At 62.5% G+C, this 22,194-nt stretch carries 18 protein-coding genes and 1 tRNA gene; 9 read left to right on the top strand and 10 right to left on the bottom strand.

All coding sequences use genetic code 11. The features are described 5' to 3' along the window. Nucleotides 1-69: 69 nt before the first annotated feature. A complete protein-coding gene (locus tag LCM24_RS05785; RefSeq protein WP_224803131.1) occupies nucleotides 70-1,734 on the bottom strand; it encodes a peptide MFS transporter in 1,665 nt (554 codons plus the stop codon). A 209-nt stretch (nucleotides 1,735-1,943) separates the two neighbouring features. Between LCM24_RS05785 and LCM24_RS05780 the strand changes: the two genes are divergently transcribed. The 8 genes from LCM24_RS05780 to LCM24_RS05745 all read left to right on the top strand — a co-directional run bounded on the left by LCM24_RS05780 (nucleotide 1,944) and on the right by LCM24_RS05745 (nucleotide 8,067). Continuing rightward, nucleotides 1,944-2,285, top strand: a complete 342-nt coding sequence (locus LCM24_RS05780) for a GntR family transcriptional regulator (protein WP_224803130.1) — start codon at nucleotides 1,944-1,946, stop codon at nucleotides 2,283-2,285. Nucleotides 2,286-2,443: 158 nt separating this feature from the next. Further along, complete coding sequence (locus LCM24_RS05775) at nucleotides 2,444-2,725, top strand: integration host factor subunit beta (RefSeq protein WP_090476900.1); 282 nt, start codon at nucleotides 2,444-2,446, stop codon at nucleotides 2,723-2,725. 67 nt (nucleotides 2,726-2,792) lie between these two features. Beyond that, nucleotides 2,793-2,877, top strand: a tRNA-Leu gene (locus tag LCM24_RS05770). A gap of 162 nt (nucleotides 2,878-3,039) precedes the next feature. After that, nucleotides 3,040-3,666, top strand: coding sequence for a PilZ domain-containing protein (locus LCM24_RS05765; RefSeq protein WP_224803129.1), 627 nt, complete (start codon nucleotides 3,040-3,042; stop codon nucleotides 3,664-3,666). Nucleotides 3,667-3,767: 101 nt separating this feature from the next. Continuing rightward, nucleotides 3,768-5,330, top strand: a complete 1,563-nt coding sequence (locus tag LCM24_RS05760) for an NAD(P)/FAD-dependent oxidoreductase (RefSeq protein WP_224803128.1) — start codon at nucleotides 3,768-3,770, stop codon at nucleotides 5,328-5,330. 7 nt (nucleotides 5,331-5,337) lie between these two features. After that, a complete protein-coding gene (locus LCM24_RS05755) occupies nucleotides 5,338-5,745 on the top strand; it encodes a GtrA family protein (protein WP_224803127.1) in 408 nt (135 codons plus the stop codon). Nucleotides 5,746-5,800: 55 nt separating this feature from the next. Further along, on the top strand, nucleotides 5,801-6,274 hold the full coding sequence (locus LCM24_RS05750) for a GtrA family protein (RefSeq protein WP_224803126.1): 474 nt from the start codon (nucleotides 5,801-5,803) through the stop codon (nucleotides 6,272-6,274). After that, nucleotides 6,274-8,067, top strand: a complete 1,794-nt coding sequence (locus LCM24_RS05745; RefSeq protein ID WP_224803125.1) for a hypothetical protein — start codon at nucleotides 6,274-6,276, stop codon at nucleotides 8,065-8,067. Before LCM24_RS05750 ends, LCM24_RS05745 begins: the two co-directional genes overlap by 1 nt. A gap of 6 nt (nucleotides 8,068-8,073) precedes the next feature. On the opposite strand, the gene msrB is transcribed toward LCM24_RS05745, so the two are convergent. The 4 genes from msrB to LCM24_RS05725 all read right to left on the bottom strand — a co-directional run bounded on the left by msrB (nucleotide 8,074) and on the right by LCM24_RS05725 (nucleotide 12,368). Continuing rightward, nucleotides 8,074-8,568: a peptide-methionine (R)-S-oxide reductase MsrB gene (gene msrB, locus LCM24_RS05740; protein WP_224803124.1), complete on the bottom strand. Its 495-nt coding sequence runs from the start codon at nucleotides 8,566-8,568 to the stop codon at nucleotides 8,074-8,076. A 96-nt stretch (nucleotides 8,569-8,664) separates the two neighbouring features. Further along, nucleotides 8,665-10,002, bottom strand: a complete 1,338-nt coding sequence (locus LCM24_RS05735) for a cytochrome P450 (RefSeq protein WP_224803123.1) — start codon at nucleotides 10,000-10,002, stop codon at nucleotides 8,665-8,667. Nucleotides 10,003-10,152: 150 nt separating this feature from the next. Next, entirely contained in the window at nucleotides 10,153-11,373 is a 1,221-nt protein-coding gene (locus LCM24_RS05730) for an ABC transporter permease (protein ID WP_224803122.1), read from the bottom strand. Further along, nucleotides 11,370-12,368 carry an ABC transporter ATP-binding protein gene (locus LCM24_RS05725; RefSeq protein WP_224803121.1) on the bottom strand — a complete coding sequence of 333 codons (999 nt, stop codon included), beginning with the start codon at nucleotides 12,366-12,368 and terminating at the stop codon, nucleotides 11,370-11,372. The genes LCM24_RS05730 and LCM24_RS05725 overlap by 4 nt, the downstream gene beginning before the upstream one ends. Nucleotides 12,369-12,412: 44 nt before the next feature. Here LCM24_RS05725 and queG point away from each other — a divergent pair, with 44 nt between their 5' ends. After that, entirely contained in the window at nucleotides 12,413-13,474 is a 1,062-nt protein-coding gene (gene queG, locus LCM24_RS05720; RefSeq protein ID WP_224803120.1) for a tRNA epoxyqueuosine(34) reductase QueG, read from the top strand. On the opposite strand, the gene LCM24_RS05715 is transcribed toward queG, so the two are convergent. The 5 genes from LCM24_RS05715 to LCM24_RS05695 all read right to left on the bottom strand — a co-directional run bounded on the left by LCM24_RS05715 (nucleotide 13,458) and on the right by LCM24_RS05695 (nucleotide 22,163). After that, nucleotides 13,458-14,684, bottom strand: coding sequence for an NAD(P)/FAD-dependent oxidoreductase (locus tag LCM24_RS05715; RefSeq protein ID WP_224803119.1), 1,227 nt, complete (start codon nucleotides 14,682-14,684; stop codon nucleotides 13,458-13,460). The genes queG and LCM24_RS05715 overlap by 17 nt on opposite strands. A gap of 53 nt (nucleotides 14,685-14,737) precedes the next feature. Continuing rightward, nucleotides 14,738-19,435: an NAD-glutamate dehydrogenase gene (locus LCM24_RS05710; protein ID WP_224803118.1), complete on the bottom strand. Its 4,698-nt coding sequence runs from the start codon at nucleotides 19,433-19,435 to the stop codon at nucleotides 14,738-14,740. A gap of 174 nt (nucleotides 19,436-19,609) precedes the next feature. Further along, on the bottom strand, nucleotides 19,610-20,584 hold the full coding sequence (locus LCM24_RS05705) for an LLM class flavin-dependent oxidoreductase (RefSeq protein WP_224803117.1): 975 nt from the start codon (nucleotides 20,582-20,584) through the stop codon (nucleotides 19,610-19,612). Further along, nucleotides 20,581-21,417, bottom strand: coding sequence for a tetratricopeptide repeat protein (locus LCM24_RS05700; protein WP_224803116.1), 837 nt, complete (start codon nucleotides 21,415-21,417; stop codon nucleotides 20,581-20,583). Before LCM24_RS05700 ends, LCM24_RS05705 begins: the two co-directional genes overlap by 4 nt. Continuing rightward, nucleotides 21,414-22,163, bottom strand: coding sequence for an alpha/beta fold hydrolase (locus LCM24_RS05695; RefSeq protein ID WP_224803115.1), 750 nt, complete (start codon nucleotides 22,161-22,163; stop codon nucleotides 21,414-21,416). Before LCM24_RS05695 ends, LCM24_RS05700 begins: the two co-directional genes overlap by 4 nt. Between the last annotated feature and the right edge of the window lie 31 nt (nucleotides 22,164-22,194).

Here is a 22,194-nt window from a genome sequence, read left to right as displayed (position 1 = left end):
AATATGGCGCGCAAAGAAAAAGGGCGCGGATTTCGCCGCGCCCTTTCCGTGAGTGTCGCAAATGAACGATCAAGCGTCGTTGCGGGTCGCCGGGTGGACGCCTGCAGCCTGCGGCTCGGCCGGGAATTCCGACTGACCTTCCAGATCGTCGTCGATGGAATCGTCCTTGATCGTGTCGAGGTGCATCAGCTTCTTGATCAGCGGGCTTAGGACCATGACCGCAACGCCGATGCCGACTGCATACCAGCCGACGGTCGAGTAGACGTCCAGAACGACCTGCTTACCCGCTTCCTCGCCCACGCCTTCGCCACCGGTTGCTGCGGCGATAAGGCCGGCAGCAAAGTTACCGGTGGCCGAAGCGAAGAACCAGGTACCCATGATGAGCGAAGCCATGTGGGCAGGGCTCAGGCGGTTCATCGCCGAAAGGCCGACCGGCGAAAGGCAGAGCTCGCCGGTGGTGTGCAGCAGGTAGATGAGGAAGATGAAGATGACCGGCGTCGGTACATTGATGCCAGCGCTCTCCGCGCCCCAGACGAGGACCAGGAAGCCGAGACCGACCTGGATCACCGCGAGGCCGAACTTCATCGGCGTGCTTGGTTCCGCGCCCTTGCGAGCGAGGCCTTGCCACAGCATCGCGAAGAACGGTGCGAGAAGCACGATGTAGATCGCGTTGATCGACTGGAACATCGATGCATTGACGCCCTGCGTATCGACGTGGCGATCGGTAAAGACGTTGAGCGAGGAGCCCGCCTGCTCGAACAGCGCCCAGAAGACGATCGAGGTCAGGATGAGGAACATCGCCGCGAAGATGCGATCACGCTCTTCCGGTGCCAGCTTGGTCACTGCGGTGAACAGGACATAGGCCACAAGGGCGCCGCCGAACACGCCGAGCACGGTGCCGACGAGTTCCTGGTACTGGATGGCAGCCCAGCAAAGCGCGACCATGGCAAGGCCTGCGCCGTAAATGGCGAATTCCTTGCCGCCCTTGATCTTGGCCGGATCCTTCGGTTCGCCCTGGCCAAGCAACAGCGGCTTGCCGAGCACGAAGAAGACGAGGCCGATAAGCATCCCGATACCGGCAAGACCGAAGCCGTATTCCCAGCCATAGGTCTGGCCAAGGTAGCCGCAGATGATCGATGCGGTCGCCGCACCGACGTTAATGCCCATATAGAAGATGGTGTAAGCCGGGTCGCGACGCACGTCGGTGCGCGGATAAAGCTGGCCGACGATCACCGAGATGTTCGCCTTGAGGAAGCCCGAGCCCACGATGATGAGGGCAAGAGCCAGCCAGAAGACGTTGATCATCGGATCCGCCTGTCCGCCTGACCCTTCGAAAGCCATGAAGAAGTGACCGAAGGTGAGGAGGACTGCGCCGAACAGGACCGCCTTGCGCTGACCGATATATTGGTCGGCCAGATAGCCGCCGACTACGGGGGCAATATACACCAGCGCCGTGTAGGCGCCGTAGATGACGTAGGCCTTGTCTTCCGCAAACATCCAGTGCTGGATGAGGTAGAAGATGAGCAGGGCGCGCATGCCGTAGTAGGAAAAACGCTCCCACATTTCGGCCATGAACAGCAGGAACAGACCCTTGGGGTGTCCCAGAACCTCTGCCTGCGGGCGCGTGACCAGCACGCTGCCCCCGATAAGGAACGCGGCCAAGGCGATGACGGCGATCCAGAAAGCCCACATTTCGAACATGGAGTCGAAAGTGAAGAAGAGACCTTCGATCATTAGTGTGAAATCCTTATTGTCCCTGAGGGACGCGCAGCTGCGCCTGCCCTCCCCGAAGAAGCGCGCACCCTAGCGCTATCTGCGCTCATGTGAAGCCTTAGTTACAAACGCTACCAGCTTGTTGCGGGGGTAAGGGAAGAAATCCGGGAACCTTGCGCGCCGCGCTGTATTATGGCACTGAAGCACTATTCGCCAACCGGGGACCGGCCATGAGCAACCAGAGCAAGCCCGTTTATCTCAAGCTGCGAGACCAGATCGCGGCTGCAATCATCGACGGGCGCTATCAGGAAGAGGAAATGCTTCCCTCGGTCCGGGCTCTTGCGGCCGAACAGGGCGCCAATCCGCTCACGGTTGCGAAGGCCTACCAGCAATTCCAGGCGGACGGGCTGGTCGAAGTCCAGCGCGGTGTCGGCATGTATGTGGCGCGCGGTGCCGCCGAGAAACTGCGCAAGCGCGAGAAAGAGACCTTCCTTTCGCAAGAGTGGCCCGAAATCACTGTGCGTATCAAGCGCCTCGGCCTCAAGCCGGACGAGCTTCTGGCTGCAGTTTGAGGCGCTGATGTCCCGCTAAGCTACGGGCGGGCATTAACAATTGCTATCTTATCAGGGTTCTGGCAGGGTTTCCCGCGTTGTGCAGGGGGTCAGGCATGACGCGAGGGCGCATATCATAATCTGCATCGCGCGGGGGCGCGATCGAGGGAGCCTGAAAAATGATTCGATCCGAACTTCTTGCTGCGCTGGCAGACGACAATCCGGACCTGCGCCCTGAAGAGGTCGAACAGGTAGTCGATATCTTCTTCGAAGAACTTGCTCAGCGCCTTTCCGAAGGTGGCCGCGTGGAACTGCGTGGTTTCGGTGCCTTTTCCACCCGTGAGCGCCAGGCGCGCCAGGGTCGCAATCCCCGCACCGGCGAAATGGTCGATGTCCCCGCCAAGCGGGTGCCCTATTTCAAGCCGGGCAAGGACATGCGGGAAAATCTCAATAAGAACTAACCGGGGCTCGCCCCGCCTTCGCGATTGCGAGGGCCGATGCTTCGTTCTAGGCACCCTCGCCAGACGTGCGGGTGTGGCGGAATGGTAGACGCCGGGGACTTAAAATCCCCTGTCCTCTGGACGTGTGGGTTCGAGTCCCACCACCCGCACCAGCACTCGGACATCATCGTCCACGCATAGCGGCTGCCATTCACGCAACGCCTTTATCCAGGTGTTAATACCTACTGCTTTACTAGAGCCCTTCAAAGGGGCGCTAAGCCAAGACTCGTTCCGGCTAATAGGGGACTGCCGGATTCTTGGGAGAATTTGTGAGCATGGATTACACATCGGGCATCGGTACGCGTGCCGGGACTGGCTATGTCGATAGCGAGCAGCGGGGGGCTCCGCGATACACATCGCTCATCAGGTCTGCCAAGCTGGTGTGCGGCCAGGGAGAATTCCTTTGTGTCGTGCGGGACGTCTCATCCACGGGCATTTCGCTGCGTGCATTCCACAGCTTGCCGACCGACCCAACTCTCGCGCTCGAGCTGCAAAACGGCGAATCCTTCGAGATCAAGCAGGTCCGGTCCTCCGGCCTTGAAGGCAGTTACCGGTTCGACAAGCCGGTGGTGGTGGAACGCCTCGTACATGAGACCTGGAACTTCCCCAAGCGACAACTGCGCCTCAACATCACGATCCCGCTGACGATTTCCTCCCTCACCCAGAAGGCCGAGGCAGTCACTCTCAACATCTCGCAGCAGGGCGCGCGCATCGAATGCGACAGCGTCTTTGCGCTGGACCAGACTGTGCGCGTGGAAGGTGAAGGCTTTCCCGAAACGCAGGCTAAGATCCGGTGGCGCAGGGATTCGAACTATGGTCTCGTATTCGAGAATACATTCTCGCTGCGCGAATTCGCGCTGATGGCGGCGTCGGTCCAATGCCCGACCATGCTGGAGCCCTAATAGCTGGTCCTGCCGGGCAAATTCACGTTCCCCGAGTCTCTTTTTAACGAATAGCTAACCATTTTCATTCACTTCCGGCTATAGAGATGCCGGGGGTTTTAATGAATAGTGTCAACACGCCGCTCAAAGTCGACGTAGCGATCATCGGTGCGGGGCCAGCAGGCCTGACGGCAGCATACCTGCTGACAAAGCAAGGCAAGTCGGTCGCCATTATCGAAAAGGATCCGACCTACGTCGGCGGCATCAGCCGGACCGTGAAGCACGAAGGCTATCGCTTCGACATCGGCGGGCACCGCTTCTTTTCGAAGAGCTCGCAAGTCGTCGACATGTGGAACGAGATCCTCGGCGAGGACGATTTCATCCAGCGCCCCCGGATGAGCCGCATCTATTACGAGGGCAAGTTCTACAGCTATCCCCTCAGGGCCTTCGAGGCTTTGTCGAACCTCGGCATCCTGCGCTCGACCGCCTGCATGCTCTCTTACCTTCGCTACAAGCTCTTCCCGATCAAGGAGGTGAAAAGTTTCGAGGACTGGACCACCAACCAGTTCGGAAAGCGCCTCTATTCGATCTTTTTCAAGACCTACACCGAGAAGGTGTGGGGCATGCCGTGCGACGAGATGAGCGCGGACTGGGCGGCCCAGCGCATCAAGGGCCTGTCGCTCTGGAGCGCCGTGATCGATGGCCTCAAGCGCAGCCTTGGTCTCAACAAGAAGCCCAATGACGGCATGGCGACCAAGACGCTGCTGGAAACCTTCCGTTACCCGCGCCTTGGCCCCGGCATGATGTGGGAAGCTGCGCGCGACAAGGTTCTGGCAAGCGGACATGGCCATCTCTTCATGGGCCACGAACTGTCGCAGCTCTCGGCTGATGGCAAAGGGGGGTGGCGCATGAGCGCGCGAGGCGATGGCGGCGAGGTCGTCATCGAAGCGGACCATGCAATCAGCTCAGCTCCGATGCGGCAGCTGGCAAAGCGTCTTCACCCTCTGCCCGAGAGCACGATCCAGGCCAACGATCTCAAGTATCGCGACTTCCTCACTGTCGCGCTCATGGTCGAGGGCGAGGACCTCTTCCCCGACAACTGGATCTACATCCACGACAGCAAGGTACAGGTCGGCCGCGTCCAGAACTTCCGTAGCTGGTCGCCGGAAATGATTCCCGATCCGGATATGGCTTGCGTCGGTCTCGAGTATTTCTGCTTCGAAGGCGACGGGCTGTGGTCAATGGACGATGCGGACCTGATTGCTCTTGCAACCGATGAAATGGAAACGCTCGGGCTGTTGGATAGAGACAAGGTCAAGAGCGGCGCGGTGGTCCGCCAGGAAAAGGCGTATCCCGTCTATGACGAAGTTTACGCCAGCAATGTCGAGGCGATGCGGGCCGAACTGGAAGCGAAGCACCCCACTCTCCATCTCGTCGGGCGCAATGGAATGCACCGCTACAACAACCAGGATCACGCCATGATGACGGCCATGCTCACCGTCGAGAACATCCTGGCGGGCGAACGGATCTACGACACCTGGTGCGTCAACGAAGACGCTGAATACCACGAAGCGGGCGATGAAGGCGCGGAGACTTCTTTACCGAACCGGACGATAAGCGCCGATCAGGCCGCAGCACTGGCCTCGGTCCGCGATGTGCCGGAGCGGGTCAAGAAATCCGCCTGACCATGAATTGAGCGGGCTTTTCCATCGCATTTTCCAATGGCGGCTGGCCCGCTACATGGTGGCGAGCTTTGCCGGCACCATCGTCGATCTCGGCGGCTTCCTCTTGCTGTATGCAAACGGAATGGCACCGGTTGGCGCTGCGACCGCAAGCTACATTCTGGGTGTAGCGATCCACTGGATCGTATCGAGCCGCTTCGTGTTTGCCGATCGGCTCGCACGTCCGGGGATGGCACGGGGCACCCAGCAAGTGCTCTTCGTGCTATCGGCCCTCGCCGGCCTAGCAATCACGGCAGGCATTGTCTGGTTCGCCGGCGAGGTCGATGTCGATCCCCGGATTGGAAAACTGGTGGCGATGGGCGCAAGCTTCCTTGCCGTCTGGACCATCAGGCTGCTGTTCGTGTTTCGCCCCGATTGATTTTGGTATCACGTCAAATGTCTGGCGCCCGGCGCGAATTTGCGTTTTATTTACCATGATTTGCGAAACAGGCTTGCTGCACGAACGTGCGGCGCCGATCGCGATGGGGGGCAGATTGATCGAATTGCTGGCACGGCTGCGGGATATCCGCCTGATTCGCTACGGATTGGCGAGCGTCGGGGCGCTTGCCGTGGACATGGGCTTTTTCCTGCTCTTGCTGGCAGGGGGAATGTCATCGCCATTGGCTGCAGCTGCGGGCTATTCTCTCGGGATTATCGTTCACTGGCTCATGTCCAGCAGGGCCGTATTCCAGGATAGCGTTGCACAGCGCGGTGCGGGACGCGGACGCCAGAAGGTCCTGTTCGTCGCCTCCGCTCTCATCGGCCTTGCCCTGACGACCGGCATCGTCTGGGCCGGAGAGCGATCGGGTGTGGATCCCCGACTGGCCAAGATGGCTGCGATCCTAGTGAGTTTTCTCGTTACATACCTGTTGCGCAAGACGATCGTTTTCGGCCGGGCGATACCCTGATGAACGAAGACCGCCGCCTGCGAGCAGACAAGCACCCTGTGGTCTGGGTGATTGCCATCTGGCTTCTGGGCGTCGCGTTCCTGAGCGTGCTTGCATATCCCTATATCATCGAGCGTCGTTTTCCCGGGCCCGACGATGTCTTGCGCCTGGTTCAGGTGCGTGACCTCCTGGCCGGTCAGAACTGGTTCGACCTGCAGCAATACCGCATCAATCCGCCGGACGGCGTGGCGATGCATTGGTCGCGCATAGTGGATATTCCCCTCGCGCTTTCGATCCTTGCGCTGCAACCGCTTGTCGGCACCGCGATGGCCGAATGGGTCGTTGCACTCTTGCTGCCGTTACTGATCTTGTTGGCCATATTCATGGTCGTCTCCCGCCTTGCCTGGCGCCTGCTCGGCAGAAGCGCGGCCATCATGTCGGTGCTCGTCCTTACCCTGTGGTCGAGCTTCATGATGCAGATGCAGCCGCTGCGGATAGACCACCACTCATGGCAAATACTGAGCGTCGCCATCGCTCTCTGGGCCATTTCGTGGCGCAAGGCTTCTAGCGGAGGGGTAGTCGCCGGTATTGCCATGGGCGTGGGCGTCATGGTCTCGCTGGAAGTCTTGCCGATGGTCGCCGCTTTCGGTGGCGTGCTCGCACTTCGATGGGCGAGGGATTATCGCAATCGGGCGTGGCTCACCGCCTATATGCAGGCGCTGGCGCTGACGATGGTCATAGCTTTCGCACTGACGAGAGGGCTGCCCGGCTCTTCGGTATATTGCGACACCATTGCATTGCCGCACGTGGGATTCTTCGTGATCGCAGCCCTGGGAACGGGGGTGATCGCCGCTTTGCCGAAATTGCCCCTCGCCGTTCTGGTTTTCCTTTTTGGAATAGTCGGTGCGTTGGGGTTGGGCTTTATCGCGCTAGCCGGCCCACAATGCTTTACCGCCCCCTTCGGTGTGCTCGACCCCCTCGTGAACGAGTTCTGGTACTCGAACGTGCGCGAAGGGATGCCGATCTGGGAACAGAAAACCGACAGCGGTCTGAGGGGCGCGGTCCAGATGCTGCTGGGACTGGTGACCTGCATGCTGCTGATACTCAGGAAGCGGGACTGGCAACGGACCTGGTGGATCGAGCATCTGCTGCTGCTTTTGGTGGCCTGCCTTGCCGCGATCGCGACATTCCGTTCACTGTATTTTGTCGCCGTGATCGCTGCGGTGCCGATCGGATGGGCGGCGAGCGCCGCAGTTCGAATGGTGCTGGAGGGCGGAACCCTGCCGAAGCGGGCAGGCGCTGCGCTACTGACGTATTATGTCTTGCTTCCGGGCGGCATCGTTACACTCGGCGCGACCTTCCTGGGTAAACAGGACACGCTCGTGTCGCAGGAAAGCCGGTCGGGCATAGTGGAGCTGAGGGAATCCACCTGTGATCTCGGGCGCAGCACGACGGGGCTTGCCGCACTGCCAAAGGCGACGATTTTTGCGCCGCTGGACGTGGGGCCATTCATCCTGCTCAACACCCCGCATTCGGTCGTTGCCAGCGGTCACCATCGCGCGAATTTCGCGATGCGCGACGTTCTCGCTGGGATGATGTCGCCACCCGATGAAGCGCGCAGGCTGGTAGCGCGGCACAAGGCCGATTTCGTTGTTGTCTGCACGGATATTGGCGAGCCCCACACGCTGGCGAATGCCGGTGGTGAGCAAAGTCTTGCCGCGATGCTCTTGGCAGGGGATCCGCCCGACTGGCTCGAGCCGGTAGACCTCGATGGCCCCGAGGCCTTGAAGGTTTGGCGCGTGCTCCCCTACTGACGAAAGTCAGGCCGGACGAAAATCCATCGCGACGCCATTGATGCAATGACGCTTCCCGGTCGGGCGCGGGCCGTCGCTAAAGATATGGCCCAAGTGTCCGCCGCAGTCGGCGCAATGCACTTCGGTGCGCGGATAACCGAGCTTGAAATCCCGGCTCGTGCCGACGGCACCCTTGTCGATCGGCGCCCAGAAACTGGGCCAACCGGTTCCGGAATCATACTTGGTCTTGGAACTGTAGAGCGCATTGCCACAGCCTGCGCACATGAAGACCCCGGCACGCTTTTCCTCGTTGAGAGGGGACGAGTAGGGCCGTTCGGTACCTTCCTGCCGCAGGACATAGAATTCGCTCTTGGTCAGCTTGCTGCGCCACTGGGCCTCGCTCAGGGAAACCGGGAAGCTCTTGGCCTCGGCCCGGCCGGACCCGCAGGCTGCAAGGGCTGCGAAGCTCGCTGATGCACCGATCCAGCCGAGAAAGCCCCGGCGCGAAGGTATGTTGGTCATGGCGTCGTTCCGTTTCATGCGCGCACGATAGGCCTGCGCACCTGAACTTACGCTTGAAACGGCAGAAAGGTTACGAAGCGCTGCGGCGCATCACCGTCAGAATTCGGTGATTTCGACCTCGAGCTTGCGGAACCCATGGACGAAGTTCGCCCGCACACGCTCGATGTCGCCAGCCACGTGGACCCGCATGCGGCGCTTGTGCAGCTCTTCGAGCAGGACACGCAGCTGCAGTTCGGCCAGGCGGGCACCGACGCAGCGGTGGATGCCGTAGCCGAATGCGATGTGGCGACGGGCGTTCTCGCGCTCCAAGTCTAGCTTGTCGGGGTTCTCGAACACCTGCTCGTCGCGATTGGCGCTCAGATACCACAGCACCACCTTGTCACCCTTCTTGATCTGCTTTCCGAAGACCTCGGTGTCTTCGGTGCAGGTGCGGCGCATATGCGCGAGCGGGGTCTGCATGCGCAGGATTTCCTGCACGGCGTTGGGGATGAGGTCGGGGTTCTGTTCGAACTTCTTGCGCTGGTCGGGGTTCTTGTCGAGCTGGTAGATGATCCCGCTCATCGAATTGCGGGTCGTGTCGTTGCCGCCGACGATCAGCAGCACCAGATTGCCCATGAATTCCTCGGGCCGCATCTGGTTCATCGCTTCGGAGTGGATCATCATGGAGATCAGGTCATCGCCCGGCTCCTTGTCCATCGTGCGTTCGACCCACAGCGACTGGAAATAAGCCCCCATTTCGTGGAGGAAGCCCCAGCGCATCTCGTCGAGTTCGCGCACGCTGGCGAGTTCGGTATCGCCCGACCAGTCGGACCAGAAGGTGAGCAGGCGACGGTCTTCCCAGGGGAAGCCGAACAGGATCGCAAGCATGCCGGTGGTCAGTTCGATCGATACCTTGTCGACCCAATCGAAGACTTCCCCGCGGGGTAGGGAATCGAGCAACTCACCGGTGCGCTGGCGGATTTCGCCTTCCATTTCGGCCATGCCGCTCGGCGTGAACTTGGGGGCGACGGTGCGCCGTTGGCCCGTGTGCTGCGGCCGGTCCATGGCGATGAACATCGGCAATTCGCGCCGGTCGACACCGCTTTCGGCCAGCTCTTCTTCGGTAAGCCGGTTGAGGATCGTGATGCCGCCATATTCCCAGCTGGACGAGAAGATCTCGGGCAAGGCTTCGATATGCTGGATCGCCTTGTGCTGCACGACCGCCCAGTAGGGGCCGAACGGACTGTCCTCGATATAGTGCAGAGGCCCGGCTTCGCGCATCTCCTTGAAGATGGGATGCCAGGTGTTTTCGTAATAGATATCGCTCCGGCTGACGTCCCACTTGTGCGTGTGCTGGAGCCGCTGTTCGGGATGCTCTTCGAAGTGCTTGGTCAGCGCTTCGTAGGCGGTCGGGCTCGAACGGACTTCGGGTCGCTGCGGGGCGATGGTGGCCATATCTCTCTCCGTTTTGGCGGACTCTTTGCCGAGTCTCTGCCGTTATCCTCTGCGGTGCATCCTGAACTAACTGACATGCGTGTCAATAGTGCGTTGCAAAACGGAACCTAAATCGCCCCCCTTTCGCAAGATTGCATCAATGCGACGCAATTACGGGCGCGTAGCCCTGCGCAAGGAAAAGCGTGGCTTCGCCGTGCCGCCTCCGGTGCCCGACTTCATGACCAGCTTGCGGAACAGGCCGGAACCCGTCTTCACGAAGATCGCGACCCAGAGCAGCTGCCAGGCAAGCGCTGCGGCGTGGGTCCAGAGGACCGGCGACTGTGCCGCGCGGGCAACCATCGCATAGGGCGAGGAGACCGGGAAAAGCACCGCGAAAATCTCCGCCGCCGACCCGGGATCGCTGAGCGAGTAGGTGGCGAGGAAGAACACGGCGAGTTGCAGGATCGTTGCCGGCATCGACAGCGTCTGCACATCGCGCACGGTCGGAGCCATCGATCCGATCGTGAGGAAGATCGAGCCGATCAAAAGATAGGCCGTGGCGAAATAGGTCACGAACAGGATCACGAAGAGTGGCCAGCCCACGGCAGGCTCCGGTATCGGGCCGAGCGCGGCGCTACCAAGGGTCAGGACCAGCAGCGCAATGCCGCCCCAGACCGCGATGCCGACGAAACTGACCGCCAGCATGGCGAAAAGCTTGCCATAGAAAACCGCTTCCATCGGAATGGCAGCAGCCAGGATTTCGATGATCTTGTTGGCCTTCTCCTCGACGAGGTTGGACAAGACCATCCCGGCGAGCAGCATGGTCAGGAGGAACAGGAGCGTGATCGCCCCGGTGGCGGTTGCCGTCTGGGCGCTACGGATTGTCGCGACGCTGGTTTGCGTCGGCGAGAGGCTCACTTCCGGCAATTCCGCGCTCGAACCGCCAAGCGCCTGCGCAGAGAGCAGGGCGACCTCACCCTGCCATCGCGCGATCCGTTCCTCGGTGCCTGTCAATTTCGGGGTCTCTAGCGACCCTGTCAGGACCGCGCCGAAATTGTCCGATTTGTCGGCCAGCAATTCGGCCGCATCTCTCTGGTCGCTCTCCGGCACTGTCACGATCGCTGGCAGACCCACTGCTTCGGCCAGATGCTCATGCGCCCTTGCGAAGGCAGCATTCTCGGCATCGGACAAGGCTACCGCCAGCTTTGGCGGATCGGAACTCTCTGCAGCCTTGGCGCCCAGTGCACCGGCGGTCGCACTGATCGCTCCGAAGAAGATCGGGCCGAGCAGGAAGAAGAGGAAGGCCTTGGAGAACAGGATTGCCCTGAAATCCCGCCGCGCCATGACCAGCGCCGCGCGCCAGAGCGGAAGCCTGCTTGCATTGTCGCTCATGCCAGATCTCCTGCCGCGTCTTCGTCGAGCGCTCGCGCCGCCGCTTCACCGGCTATCTCCACGAAGGCATCGTGAAGTCCGGCCCGTTCTATCGATAGCGAGAGAATGCCAGCGCCTCCTTTTATTAGCCGTTTGAGCAGCGCCTCGATCCCGCTCTCGGGCACGGGGAAATACCAGAAGTGGCCACCATGCGCCTTCGCGTCGTGGCGGGCATCGTCGGGCAGGGCGGAGCGCCATTCCCCGCCGCCATTGGCTGTCTCCAGTCGCACTTGCGCAGGAATCCGGTCGCGCGCAGCGTCCACCGATCCGGCATAGGGCACCTTGCCGCCTGCGATGATCGCCACGTCGTCGCACAGCCTTTCAGCGTGATGGATGACATGGGTCGAAAAAATGACGGTTGTCCCATCGTCGGCCAGCTCGCGGATCATGCCTTCGAGCTTGCCCTGGTTGATGGCATCGAGACCGCTGAAGGGTTCGTCGAGCACTACCAGCTTCGGCTTGTGAACAAGGCTTCCGAGCAATTGCACCGTCTGCGCCATGCCTTTGGACAGCTGACGGATCTGCCGGTCGATGGCGTGGCCGAGGCCGTGCGCTTCCATCATCTCGCGCCCGCGCCGCTTGCCTTCCTCGACAGGGAGGCCACGCAAGGCGCCGAGGAAACCGATGGCTTCATCGCATTTCATCGCGGGATACAGGCCACGCTCCTCGGGCAAGTAACCGATCAGGCGTGCTATCTCGTGTGGGCGCTCATGGCCGAAAATGCGGCGTACCCCCTCGTCGGGATCGATAATGCCGAGCAGCATGCGCAGGGTGGTGGTCTTGCCCGCTCCATTGGGCCCCAGAATGCCGTAGATCGCGCCTTCAGGAACGCTGATATCCACCCCGTCCACGGCAAGCGTGTCGTCGAACCGCTTGACCAGGCCCTTTGCTTCTATGGCAAGTGGGGGCGACGTGTCGGTCAGGGGTCGCGGCTTGGCGTTCGGCTCGGTAAGCATGCACCAGCGTTAACCGCGCCGAGTGAACGGGAGCAACAGCAAGTTTGGTTAAGAACCCCTCTTTGAAGGCCCTGCAGGAAGATCTGCGCAAGGAAGCGCGCACGCTCGGCTTCGCTGCATGCGGCTTCACTTCTGCGGGCGAGGATCGCTCGCGTACAGAGAGGCTCGAAGAGTGGCTGGGCGAGGGCAGGCACGGCTCGATGGAGTGGATGGAGGCGCGAAAGGAGCAGCGCGCTTTTCCGCAGGGCCTGTGGCCGGAAGCGCGCAGCGTGATTGCGCTGGGCATGAGCTATGCGCCCGATGTCGATCCGCTGGCGCTAGAGGGCGATCCCGATAAGGCGCGGATCTCGGTCTATGCCCAGGGACGTGACTATCATGACGTCGTGAAGAAGGCGCTCAAGGCTCTGGCGCGCTGGCTCATCGAGCGGGAGCCGGACAGCGAGCTCAAGGTCTTCGTCGATACAGCGCCGGTCATGGAAAAGCCCTTGGGCGAAGCCGCCGGTATCGGCTGGCAGGGCAAGCACACCAATCTGGTCAGCCGCGAGCATGGCAGCTGGCTGTTCCTCGGTGCTATCTATTCGACCCTGCCGTTCGAACCCGATGCGCCGGGCAGGGATATGTGCGGGTCGTGCCGCGCCTGCCAGGATGCCTGTCCGACCGCCGCCTTCCCGTCACCCTACAGGCTCGATGCGCGCCGGTGCATTTCCTACCTGACGATCGAGCACAAGGGACCGATCGCGGAAGAGTTTCGCGAAGCGCTGGGCAATCGCATCTACGGCTGCGACGATTGCCTTGCGGTGTGCCCGTGGAACAAGTTTGCGGACAGCGCGCACCGGCATCTGAAGCTTGCCCCGCGCGAGGAATTGCAGGCCCCCGATCTCGCGCGCTTCCTCGCATTCGACGATGCAGGGTTTCGCCAGTTCTTCTCGGGCTCGCCGATCAAGCGGATCGGGCGCGACCGCTTTGTGCGCAATTGCCTTTACGCCGCAGGAAACAGCGGGAGCGCGTCGCTGGCTCCACTGGTCGAGGCGCTTCGCGGGGACCCCGATCCGGCAGTGAGCGATGCGGCCGACTGGGCAGCCGCGCGGTTCAGAGCATCTCCTTGAGCGGGACCCCGGTGTCGGCGAGAAGGTCGGGATCGACCTCCGCCCGCGCTTCCACCAGCTTGCGTCCCTGCGCGTAATCGCGGGTATTGTTGACGCAATCGAGCGCGATGACGCAGGCTTCCTTGAGGTAGATCATGGCGAACTTCCGGTCGGCAGGATCGCCCCGCAGTACGCAGGCATCGTGGCCGGTGGAAATGCCGACGGTCTGCAAACGCAAATCGTACTGGTTCGACCAGAACCAGGGGACGGCGTCGTAATCCTGCTTGTCGCCCATGATCGCCTTTGCGGCGACGGTTGCCATGTCATTGGCGTTCTGGACCGATTCCAGCCTGATGACCGCGTTGTCCGCATAGGGATTGGCATGCGCGGCGCAGTCACCGATGGCGTAGATATCGTCGAGCGAAGTGCGGCAGTAGGTGTCGACGTCCACTCCGTTGCTGCCTGCGGCGCCTGCCGCAATCAGCGGCCCGACCGAAGGCACGATGCCGATCCCTGCAATCACGATGTCGCAGGGAATGGTCTCTCCGGTGGTGAGGGTCACGCCGGTTACGCGTCCGTCGTCGCCTTCGATGCGTTCCACGCCTGTTTCTAGCCGCAGGTCGACCCCGTGGGCGCGATGTTCGGCAGCGTAAAAGCCCGACAGTTCCGCTCCGGCAACCCGCGCGAGGACGCGGTCCTGCATCTCGATTACGGCAACGTCGCAGCCTAGCTTACGCAATACGGCAGCGGCTTCGAGCCCGATGTAGCCTGCGCCCACGATTACCGCTCGCCTGGTGCCGCCTTCCAGTTCGGCCTTTAGGGCATCGGTGTCACGGCGTCCGCGGATAGTATGGACGCCAGCCAGATCCGCACCCGGGCATGACAGGCGCCGGGCATCGCCGCCACCGGCCCAGATAAGCTTGCGGTACGTCACCTTGGTATCGTCTGACAATGCGATGGTGTGCGAACGCGGATCGATCTCGTTCGCATTCGCGCCGAGGCGCAAGGTCACGTTGCGATCGGCCCAGAACTGTTCCGGTCGGATCAGGATTTTCTCGAAGGGCTTGTCGCCCGCCAGATAATCCTTCGACAATGGCGGGCGCTCATAAGGCGGGTTGCGGTCGCGGCTGACCATGAGGATCGTATCCTCATGCCCCGCCTGGCGTAGCGCGATAGCAGCCTGCGCTCCGCCATGACCCGAACCCACGATGACGACGTCGTAATGCTCCATGACGCGCAGGGCTGGCGCTAAACTCTCACGCGGTCAAGCATTCCTGCGCCGGATCAACGCGCCAGCAGGTTGCGCGCCATGCTGGCAATTTGCGCCAGCATGGCCGGTGCAACCGGGGTTTGCGACTGGGCTCGCTCGATCATGGAGCGGAACTGCCGCATCGCCGACTGGTGGTCCGCAGCCCAGGCCTGGACGACGCCGCGCATGTCTTCCTTCGCATCCTTGCGGCGCGAGAGGCGGCGCAGCAGGTCAAGCCGCATCTGCTGGAAATCGCGCGCGATCCCGGAGACGAGCAGGCGTTCCCACACATCCGACGGGTTCATCAGGGCAGCAGTACCCTGCGCCCAGTCGATCCCGAGGCTCGCACCAATGTCGGTGAAGCCTAGCGTCAACGGTTCCGGATCGAGGCCCGTATCGGCAGCCAACTTGGCCAGGCCGACCGACCCGTCGAGATTGAAGATGTGCGTTATCCTTGAAGCGATCGCATCGTTCGCCCCTGCGTCAGTGAAGGTCTCGTGCAGGTCCTGTGACTGGTCCTTGAGCTGCGAGCCGAGCAGCTGGTCGGTCGACTTTACGAGCAGGGCGACGTTCTTGCCAAGCTCCTCGACCATCTCCGCGGGACGCACGCGCCCGGCAGCGGTGCGCAGGACGTCGGACATCAGATTGCCGACGGCTGCGGCAAGGCGATCGAACAGCAGGAGACGCGCGGTCTCGTCGATCTTGGCATTGTCCAGCTCGTTCCAGATCGTCCTGAGATCGAACAAATGCGCGGCCGCGACGAAGGCACCGGCGACTTCGGAAAGTTCGACCCCTTCTTCTTCGGCCAGCTCGAACGGGTGGATGATCCCGATCCGGTTGACCATCGCGTTGGCGAGCTTGGTCGCGATGATTTCGCGGCGCAGGCGATGGTTTTCGATCTGCTTGCGGAACTTGCCGCGCATCGGTTCGGGGAAGCTGCGCATGAGCAGGTCGTGCAGGATCGGATCGTCCGGCAGGTCGCTGGTCTGGATCGCGTCCTGAAGCACCAGCTTGGCCGACGACAGCAGCACTGCCAGTTCGGGGCGCGTCAGACCGATGCCGTCGGCAGCCCTGCGCTGAAGCGTCTGGTTGTCGGCCAGGCCTTCGGTCTTGCGATCGAGGTTGCCGCCGTCTTCCAGCGTTTCGATCAGGTGCAGCTGGGACGCCATGGCCCTCGCGCCGCCCTTTTCGGCAATGGAGAGGGCCAGCGCCTGCAAGCGATTGTCTTCCAGGACAAGATCCGAAACCTCGTCGGTCATCTCTTCCAGCAGCTCAACGCGCTTGGGTTCGGACAGGCGGCCCGCGCGCTTGGCAGCAGCGAGGGCAATCTTGATGTTGACCTCGTTGTCCGAGCAATCGACCCCGGCGGAATTGTCGATGAAATCGGTATTGCAACGCCCGCCGCCGAGCGAATATTCGATGCGCCCGGCCTGCGTCGTGCCGAGGTTAGCGCCTTCGCCGATAACCTTGGCGCGCAGGTCCTTGCCGTCGACGCGCAGAGCGTCGTTGGCCGGGTCGCCGACCTGGACGTTATTCTCGCTGCTGGCCTTGATGTAGGTGCCGATACCGCCGAACCAGATCAGGTCGACCGGTGCCTTGAGGATCGCCGAGATCAGCGCTTCGGGCTCGATCTCGTCCTGTTCGATGCCGAGCACGCCCTGCATCGTTTTCGATAGCTTGATGGTCTTGGCATCGCGCGGATAGACACCGCCGCCACGAGAGATCAGGTCTTCGTCATAATCCGCCCAGCTCGAGCGGGTCATTTCGAAAAGGCGCTTCCTTTCCTTCCAGCTCTTGGCCGGATCGGGATTGGGATCGAGGAAGATGTGGCGGTGATCGAAGGCCGCGACGAGCTTGATGGCCTTGGACAACAGCATGCCGTTTCCGAACACGTCACCGGACATATCCCCGCATCCCACGACCTCGATGGAATCGGTCTGCACGTCGATGCCCATTTCGAGGAAGTGGCGCTGCACGCTGACCCAGCCGCCTTTGGCCGTGATGCCCATGGCCTTGTGGTCGTAGCCCTTCGAGCCGCCGCTGGCGAACGCATCGTCGAGCCAGAAGTCGCGGCTTTCGGCGATCGCATTGGCGACGTCGGAGAAACTGGCCGTGCCCTTGTCGGCGGCCACGACGAAATAGGGATCCTCGCCGTCGGTGATCACGACATTGTCAGGGTGCACGACCTTGTCGTCGACAATGTTGTCGGTGACCGACAGCAGGCTGCGGATGAAGACTTCGTAGCTGGCCTTGCCCTCTGCAGCCCAGGCATCGCGATCGATGGACGGATCGGGCAATTGCTTGGGGTAGAAACCGCCCTTCGCGCCCGCAGGTACGATCACGGCGTTCTTCACGCGCTGCGCCTTCATCAGGCCAAGGATTTCGGTGCGGAAGTCGTCCCGGCGATCGGACCAGCGCAGGCCGCCGCGAGCGACCGGGCCGGAGCGCAGGTGGATGCCCTCGACGCGGCGCGAATAGACGAAGATTTCGCGCCATGGCACGGGCTTGGGAAGTCCGGGCACCATCGAGCTGTCGATCTTGAATGCCAGCGCCTCGTTGGCTGCCGGCGCGAAGACATTGGTGCGCAGGATGGCATCGATCAACGCCTTGTAGAGGCGGAGCAGGCGGTCGTCGTTGATCGCCTTGACCTTGGTCAGCGCGCGCCGGATCGCGTCGCTCGCTTCCTTGGCCGCTTCCTCGCGGTTGCCGTCGAAGTCCGGATCGTGCCGTGCGGTGAACAGGTCGATGAGGGCGCGGGTGATGTCCGCCGATTTCGCCAGCGCATCAACAACCGTGTAGATCGTGAACCCCATCCCGATCTGGCGCAGGTAGCGATAGAAAGCGCGCAGCCATTCGGTCTGGTGAGCGTCCAGCGCGGCTTCGACGACAAGGCGGTTGAAGACGTCGTTCTCCGCCTGCTCGTTGAGCACGGCGCCGATCGCATCCTCGATGCCTTCAGCCCGCTCGATCAGGTCGTCAGCATCGAGCCCGGGGGCAAGCTGCAGTGCGAAATCGTGGATCGTACCCAAGCGTCCTTCTTCGAGCACCGTCGGCATTTCCGAACGCACGTGGAAGCCGAAGTTTTCCAATGCGGGGACGGCATCGGATAGCGGCAGGCTGCCCTCGGCCTGGTACAATTTCAGGCGCAGGCAGCGCTCGTCGTCACGCTCGCACAGGTAAAGGCGGGCACCGCGGTGGGGCGCCTCGTCCTCGTCATCGGCGTGATGGCCGAGCGCGCGCAGGCGGGCGATATCTTCGGCCGCCTCGCGAGGGCCGAAGCGCGCGCGATAGGCGGTCGGGAAAGCTTCTGCGAAACGCAGTGCCAGGGCCGCTGCGCGCCCCTTTTCCTCGAAGGCGAGCAATTCGTTTTCGACTGCTTCGCTCCATCCGCGAAGCAGGGTCTGGAGCTGTTTTTCGAGAGCCGCTTCGTCGGGCTTCTGGGCGCCTTCGCGAATGTCGAGGACGAACCGCAACATGGCGAGATTGCCGCCTTCGACCTCGAGACTCCAGTCCAGCAGTCGCGCTTTCGCGCCTTCTTCGAGCAGGCCGAGAATCTGCAAGCGCACCTGCGTGGCGAGCATGTCGCGTGGCATCCATACGAAGGCGAAGAGGTGGCGGGCCAAGGGCGCTTCGACCAGGGCCAGGCGCGGGCGAGGCCGGTCGACCAGGCTCATCATGGTGGTGGCGATGCGCGCGGTGTCTTCTTCGGAAAAGCCGATCACGAGATCGTGCGGCAGGGCCGTCAGGGCGTGGACCAGCGCCTTGCCGGCATGGCCGGTGTCGTCGAAATTCAATTCGTCGCGGATGGCGTCCAGCCGTTCGCGCAGGATGGGGACGCTGCGCGGAGGCGAGGCGATTGCCGCGCTTGTCCAGACACCGGCGTGGACCGAAAGAGCCGTAACCTTCTTGCCGTCGCGGATCGGGACGATGAACAGGTCGAGCGGCACGCGGCGGTGGACGCGAGCCATGTGGTTCGCCTTGATGATCAGCGGCGTGCGTGCTTCGCCCTTGCCCTCGAACCAGGCGAAGGCCCGCTCGTAGCTGGCATCGACCAGCAGCTGGCGGGAGGAAGTGCGGCAGATGCCAAGCTCGTTTTCCTGCGATCCGTCGCGTTTGCGAACGACATGGCCCAACTGGGTAAGCATGCCCGAATTCAGCCATTCGAGCAGCGCGGCGCCTTCTTCATTATCGACCCGGGCGACATCGGCGCCCATCGCTTCCTGGAGCTTTGGCCAATCGCACACGGCGGCCCGGACGTCGGCGAGCGTTTCCAGCAGGGTCTCCTCGATTGACTGCCTGCGCTTGGCGTCGACGCGCGGCGCCTCGAGGTAGATCATCGATTCCCAGAAAGCCTCTTCCGGCTCGCCTTTTATGACCTTGCTGAGTGCGCCATCGCTGGTCCGTTCGACCGGGACGACCGGGTGGATCAGGCGATCGATGGCAAGGCCCATTGCAGCGATTGCCGCCGCAGTGGAATCGACCAGGAACGGCATGTCGTCATTGATGATCGCAATGCGCGTATAGCGGCGGTCGTCGCTGATCGACTGGATCGCGATGGCGGGTTCGCCCGCAGCGCGCTTCTCGGCAGTTTCGGCAAGGAAAGCGGCTGCTTCGAACAGGTGTTCGTCATCAATCGGAGTGTCGCCGGGAAGCAGGGATTCACGCATGTGCTGCGCGATGGCCTTGGCTTGGGGGGACATGCTCTGGCTTGCCTTGGCGGCTGTGGAACCCATGAAAGGCCTCTCGCTTGCGGCGTACGATACTTTCGCACCCGTGAAATTTCCGAGTCGTCTTCGGCGACGCGCTGGCTCGCGATTAGGCCCGTTGTCGCGCCCTCGCAAGGCTAACCAAAAGGAAAAGGCGCAATCGTATGCGTTCCTCGGTTCCGTAGCGTCGAAGCGGACTTGTCAGCCGAGTGCCGAAAGCGCGCGGGAGAGCGAGGTGACGCGTTCCTGCGGGTCGAAGGTCGGTCCGGCGAAGATGATCTCGTCCGCTCCGGTGCGTGCGATGAACGAGCGTATCGTGTCCGCGCATTGAGCGGGCGTACCGACCGCGCTGGCTTGCCCGATATGAGCGAGCATGGCTTGCGCAGGGGCAGGAAGGCTCTCGCGATAACCGGCCACCGGCGGCTTGAGCTTTGCGGGTGAACCGGTCCGCAGGGCGACGAAAGCCTGCAGTTGCGAGGTCGAGAGCGTCTCCGCCTCTTCTTCCGTCTCCGCGCAGAAGAGGTTCATTGCCGCCATCACATAGGGCGCGTCGAGCTGGTCCGAAGGTTCGAAATCACGGCGGTAGATTTCGAGCGCCGCGTCGAGGTGATCGGGGGCGAAATGGCTTGCGAAAGCATAGGGCAGCCCCAGCCTGGCAGCCAGCTGCGCGCCGAACAGGCTGGACCCGAGCATCCAGAATTCGGGCTTGGCGCCAAGGCCCGGTGTCGGATGGATGGTGGTGTCCCCGCGCATCAGCGCCTGCAACTCCACCACGTCCTGCGGAAACATTTCCGCGGCCCGGTTCAGGTCCTTGCGCAAGGCGCGCTGAAGCTCCGGACCCGCTCCCGGTGCTCGGCCCAACCCCAGGTCGATCCGCCCGGGAAACAGCGCGTCGAGCGTGCCGAACTGCTCGGCAATCTGGAACGGGGTATGATTTGGCAGCATAATGCCGCCCGAGCCGATCCGGATCGTGTCCGTCGCGTTACCGATATGCGCGAGGACCACGGAAGTGGCCCCGCCAGCGATGCCTTCCATCGCATGATGCTCGGCCACCCAATAGCGCGCGCAACCGAGGCTTTCGGCGGCCTGCGCCAACCGGGTCGCGGCTTCGAAGGCTTCCGCAAGGGTTCCGCCTTCACGGACGGGAACGAGATCGAGGACGGAAAAGGCGGTCATTCTGCCGGTGCGATCTGCGCGAGATATTCGCGCGCCTGATCGGCCTGCGGACTGTCCGGCGCGACGTCGAGCACGGACTGGAAGCTCTTTCGCGCAGCCTCCTCGCGGCCGGACAGCGCGGCTATGACGCCTGCTTCCAGCCCGACCTGCGGGTTGCGGGGGGCAAGGAGTACGGCCCTTTCAATCTGCTGCTGCGCTTCGCCGAGGCGCGACAGCCGACGTGACAGGGTCGCCGAGAGCAGCCATGCCTGCGCATCGTCACCATCGGCCTCGCGCGCTTCGGACAAAGCTTCTGCCGCGTCTTCCTGACGGCCCATGCGCACGAGCACGCGGGCGAGATCGACGCGAAGGTCGGCGGCAAGGGCCCCGTCGGGTGCCGCAAGTGCCTGTCCGCCTGCCCGGTCGAGGAGGACGAGAGCATTTTCCATGTCGCCTTCAGCGAGGGCCGCATTGCCTGCCATCGCATTCAGCCGGGCGGCATAGGCAAGGTTGTCTGCAGGCGCTTCTGCGCTGGCGAGTTCGAAGATCTCGCGCGCTTCCCCCATGCGATCGAGCTGGACGAGCGCAAGGCCGAGGCAATGCGCCGATTGCGCCATTTCGAGGTCGGTTTCTGCCGTCTCGCGCCAGCCCTGCGCATAGTCGAGTGCCGCATCGGGTGTATTCGCCGCCTGGCGCAGGCAGGTCGCAAGACGCGGCTGTACCTGCGGCTCGGAAACTTCGGCTCGCGGCGGCCGGTTCGCCAACTCATCCGGGATGCCCGGCATGGCGCCTGCGGAAGGGTTCGGACCGACCTGCATGAAAAGAAGGGCGAGAGGGGCAAGGCTAAGGGTCATTCGGCTTCCAGATCGTCGAGTAGTCCGCCAATCGTGCGTAGCAGCAAGGCAATATCCTGCGGCCGCGACAAGCGGTGGTCGCCGTCCTTGATGTAAGTGACTTGAACGTCGTCCGAACGCAGGGCCTCGGCGAGCCGCGCACTGATTTCCCACGGCACGTCGGCATCGCGCTGGCCGTGAAGCAGGCGCACCGGCGCATCGATCGCGATCCTTCCTGTCAGTTGCCGCTGGGCCTGCCCGTCGGCCCAGAAGGCGCCGTGCATCGGTGTCGGCTCGGGGCCATAGGGGTTTTTGTCGAAGACGGTTTCGCCCGCCTGCAGCCTCGCCTTCTCGGCCGCGTCCCTGCCCCAGTCGGTGAAATCGGGTGCGGAGGCGATGCCGACGATACCTCCAAGGCGTTCCTCGAGCGCGAGACTGACGAGGAGCATGAGCCAGCCGCCCATGGACGATCCGATCAGGATGAACCGGTCCTGCACCCGGGCTTCGATCAGGGCGACCACTTCGTCGCGCCATCCGGACAGCGTGCCATCTGCAAAATCGCCGTCGCTGCGGCCGCAACCCGAGTAATCGAGCAGCAGGCAGCCATGGCCGCGCATCTTCGCCCATTCATAGAGTGCGGTCGCCTTGCTGCCGTCCATGTCCGACATGTAGCCCGGCAGGAATACCAGCGTGGGTCCGTTACCCGGCGTGTGGCGGAATGCGATCCGGCGTCCGTCCGGCATGGCATGAAACTGGATATCGTTCATGCGTCACGATGTCGGCCTGCGCGCGCGGCAT

It is taken from the genome of Qipengyuania aquimaris (assembly GCF_020171965.1).
Lineage (GTDB): Bacteria > Pseudomonadota > Alphaproteobacteria > Sphingomonadales > Sphingomonadaceae > Qipengyuania > Qipengyuania aquimaris_A.
Note: the sequence above shows the minus strand (reverse complement) of the source record. Positions and strands in the feature narration are given on the sequence as shown.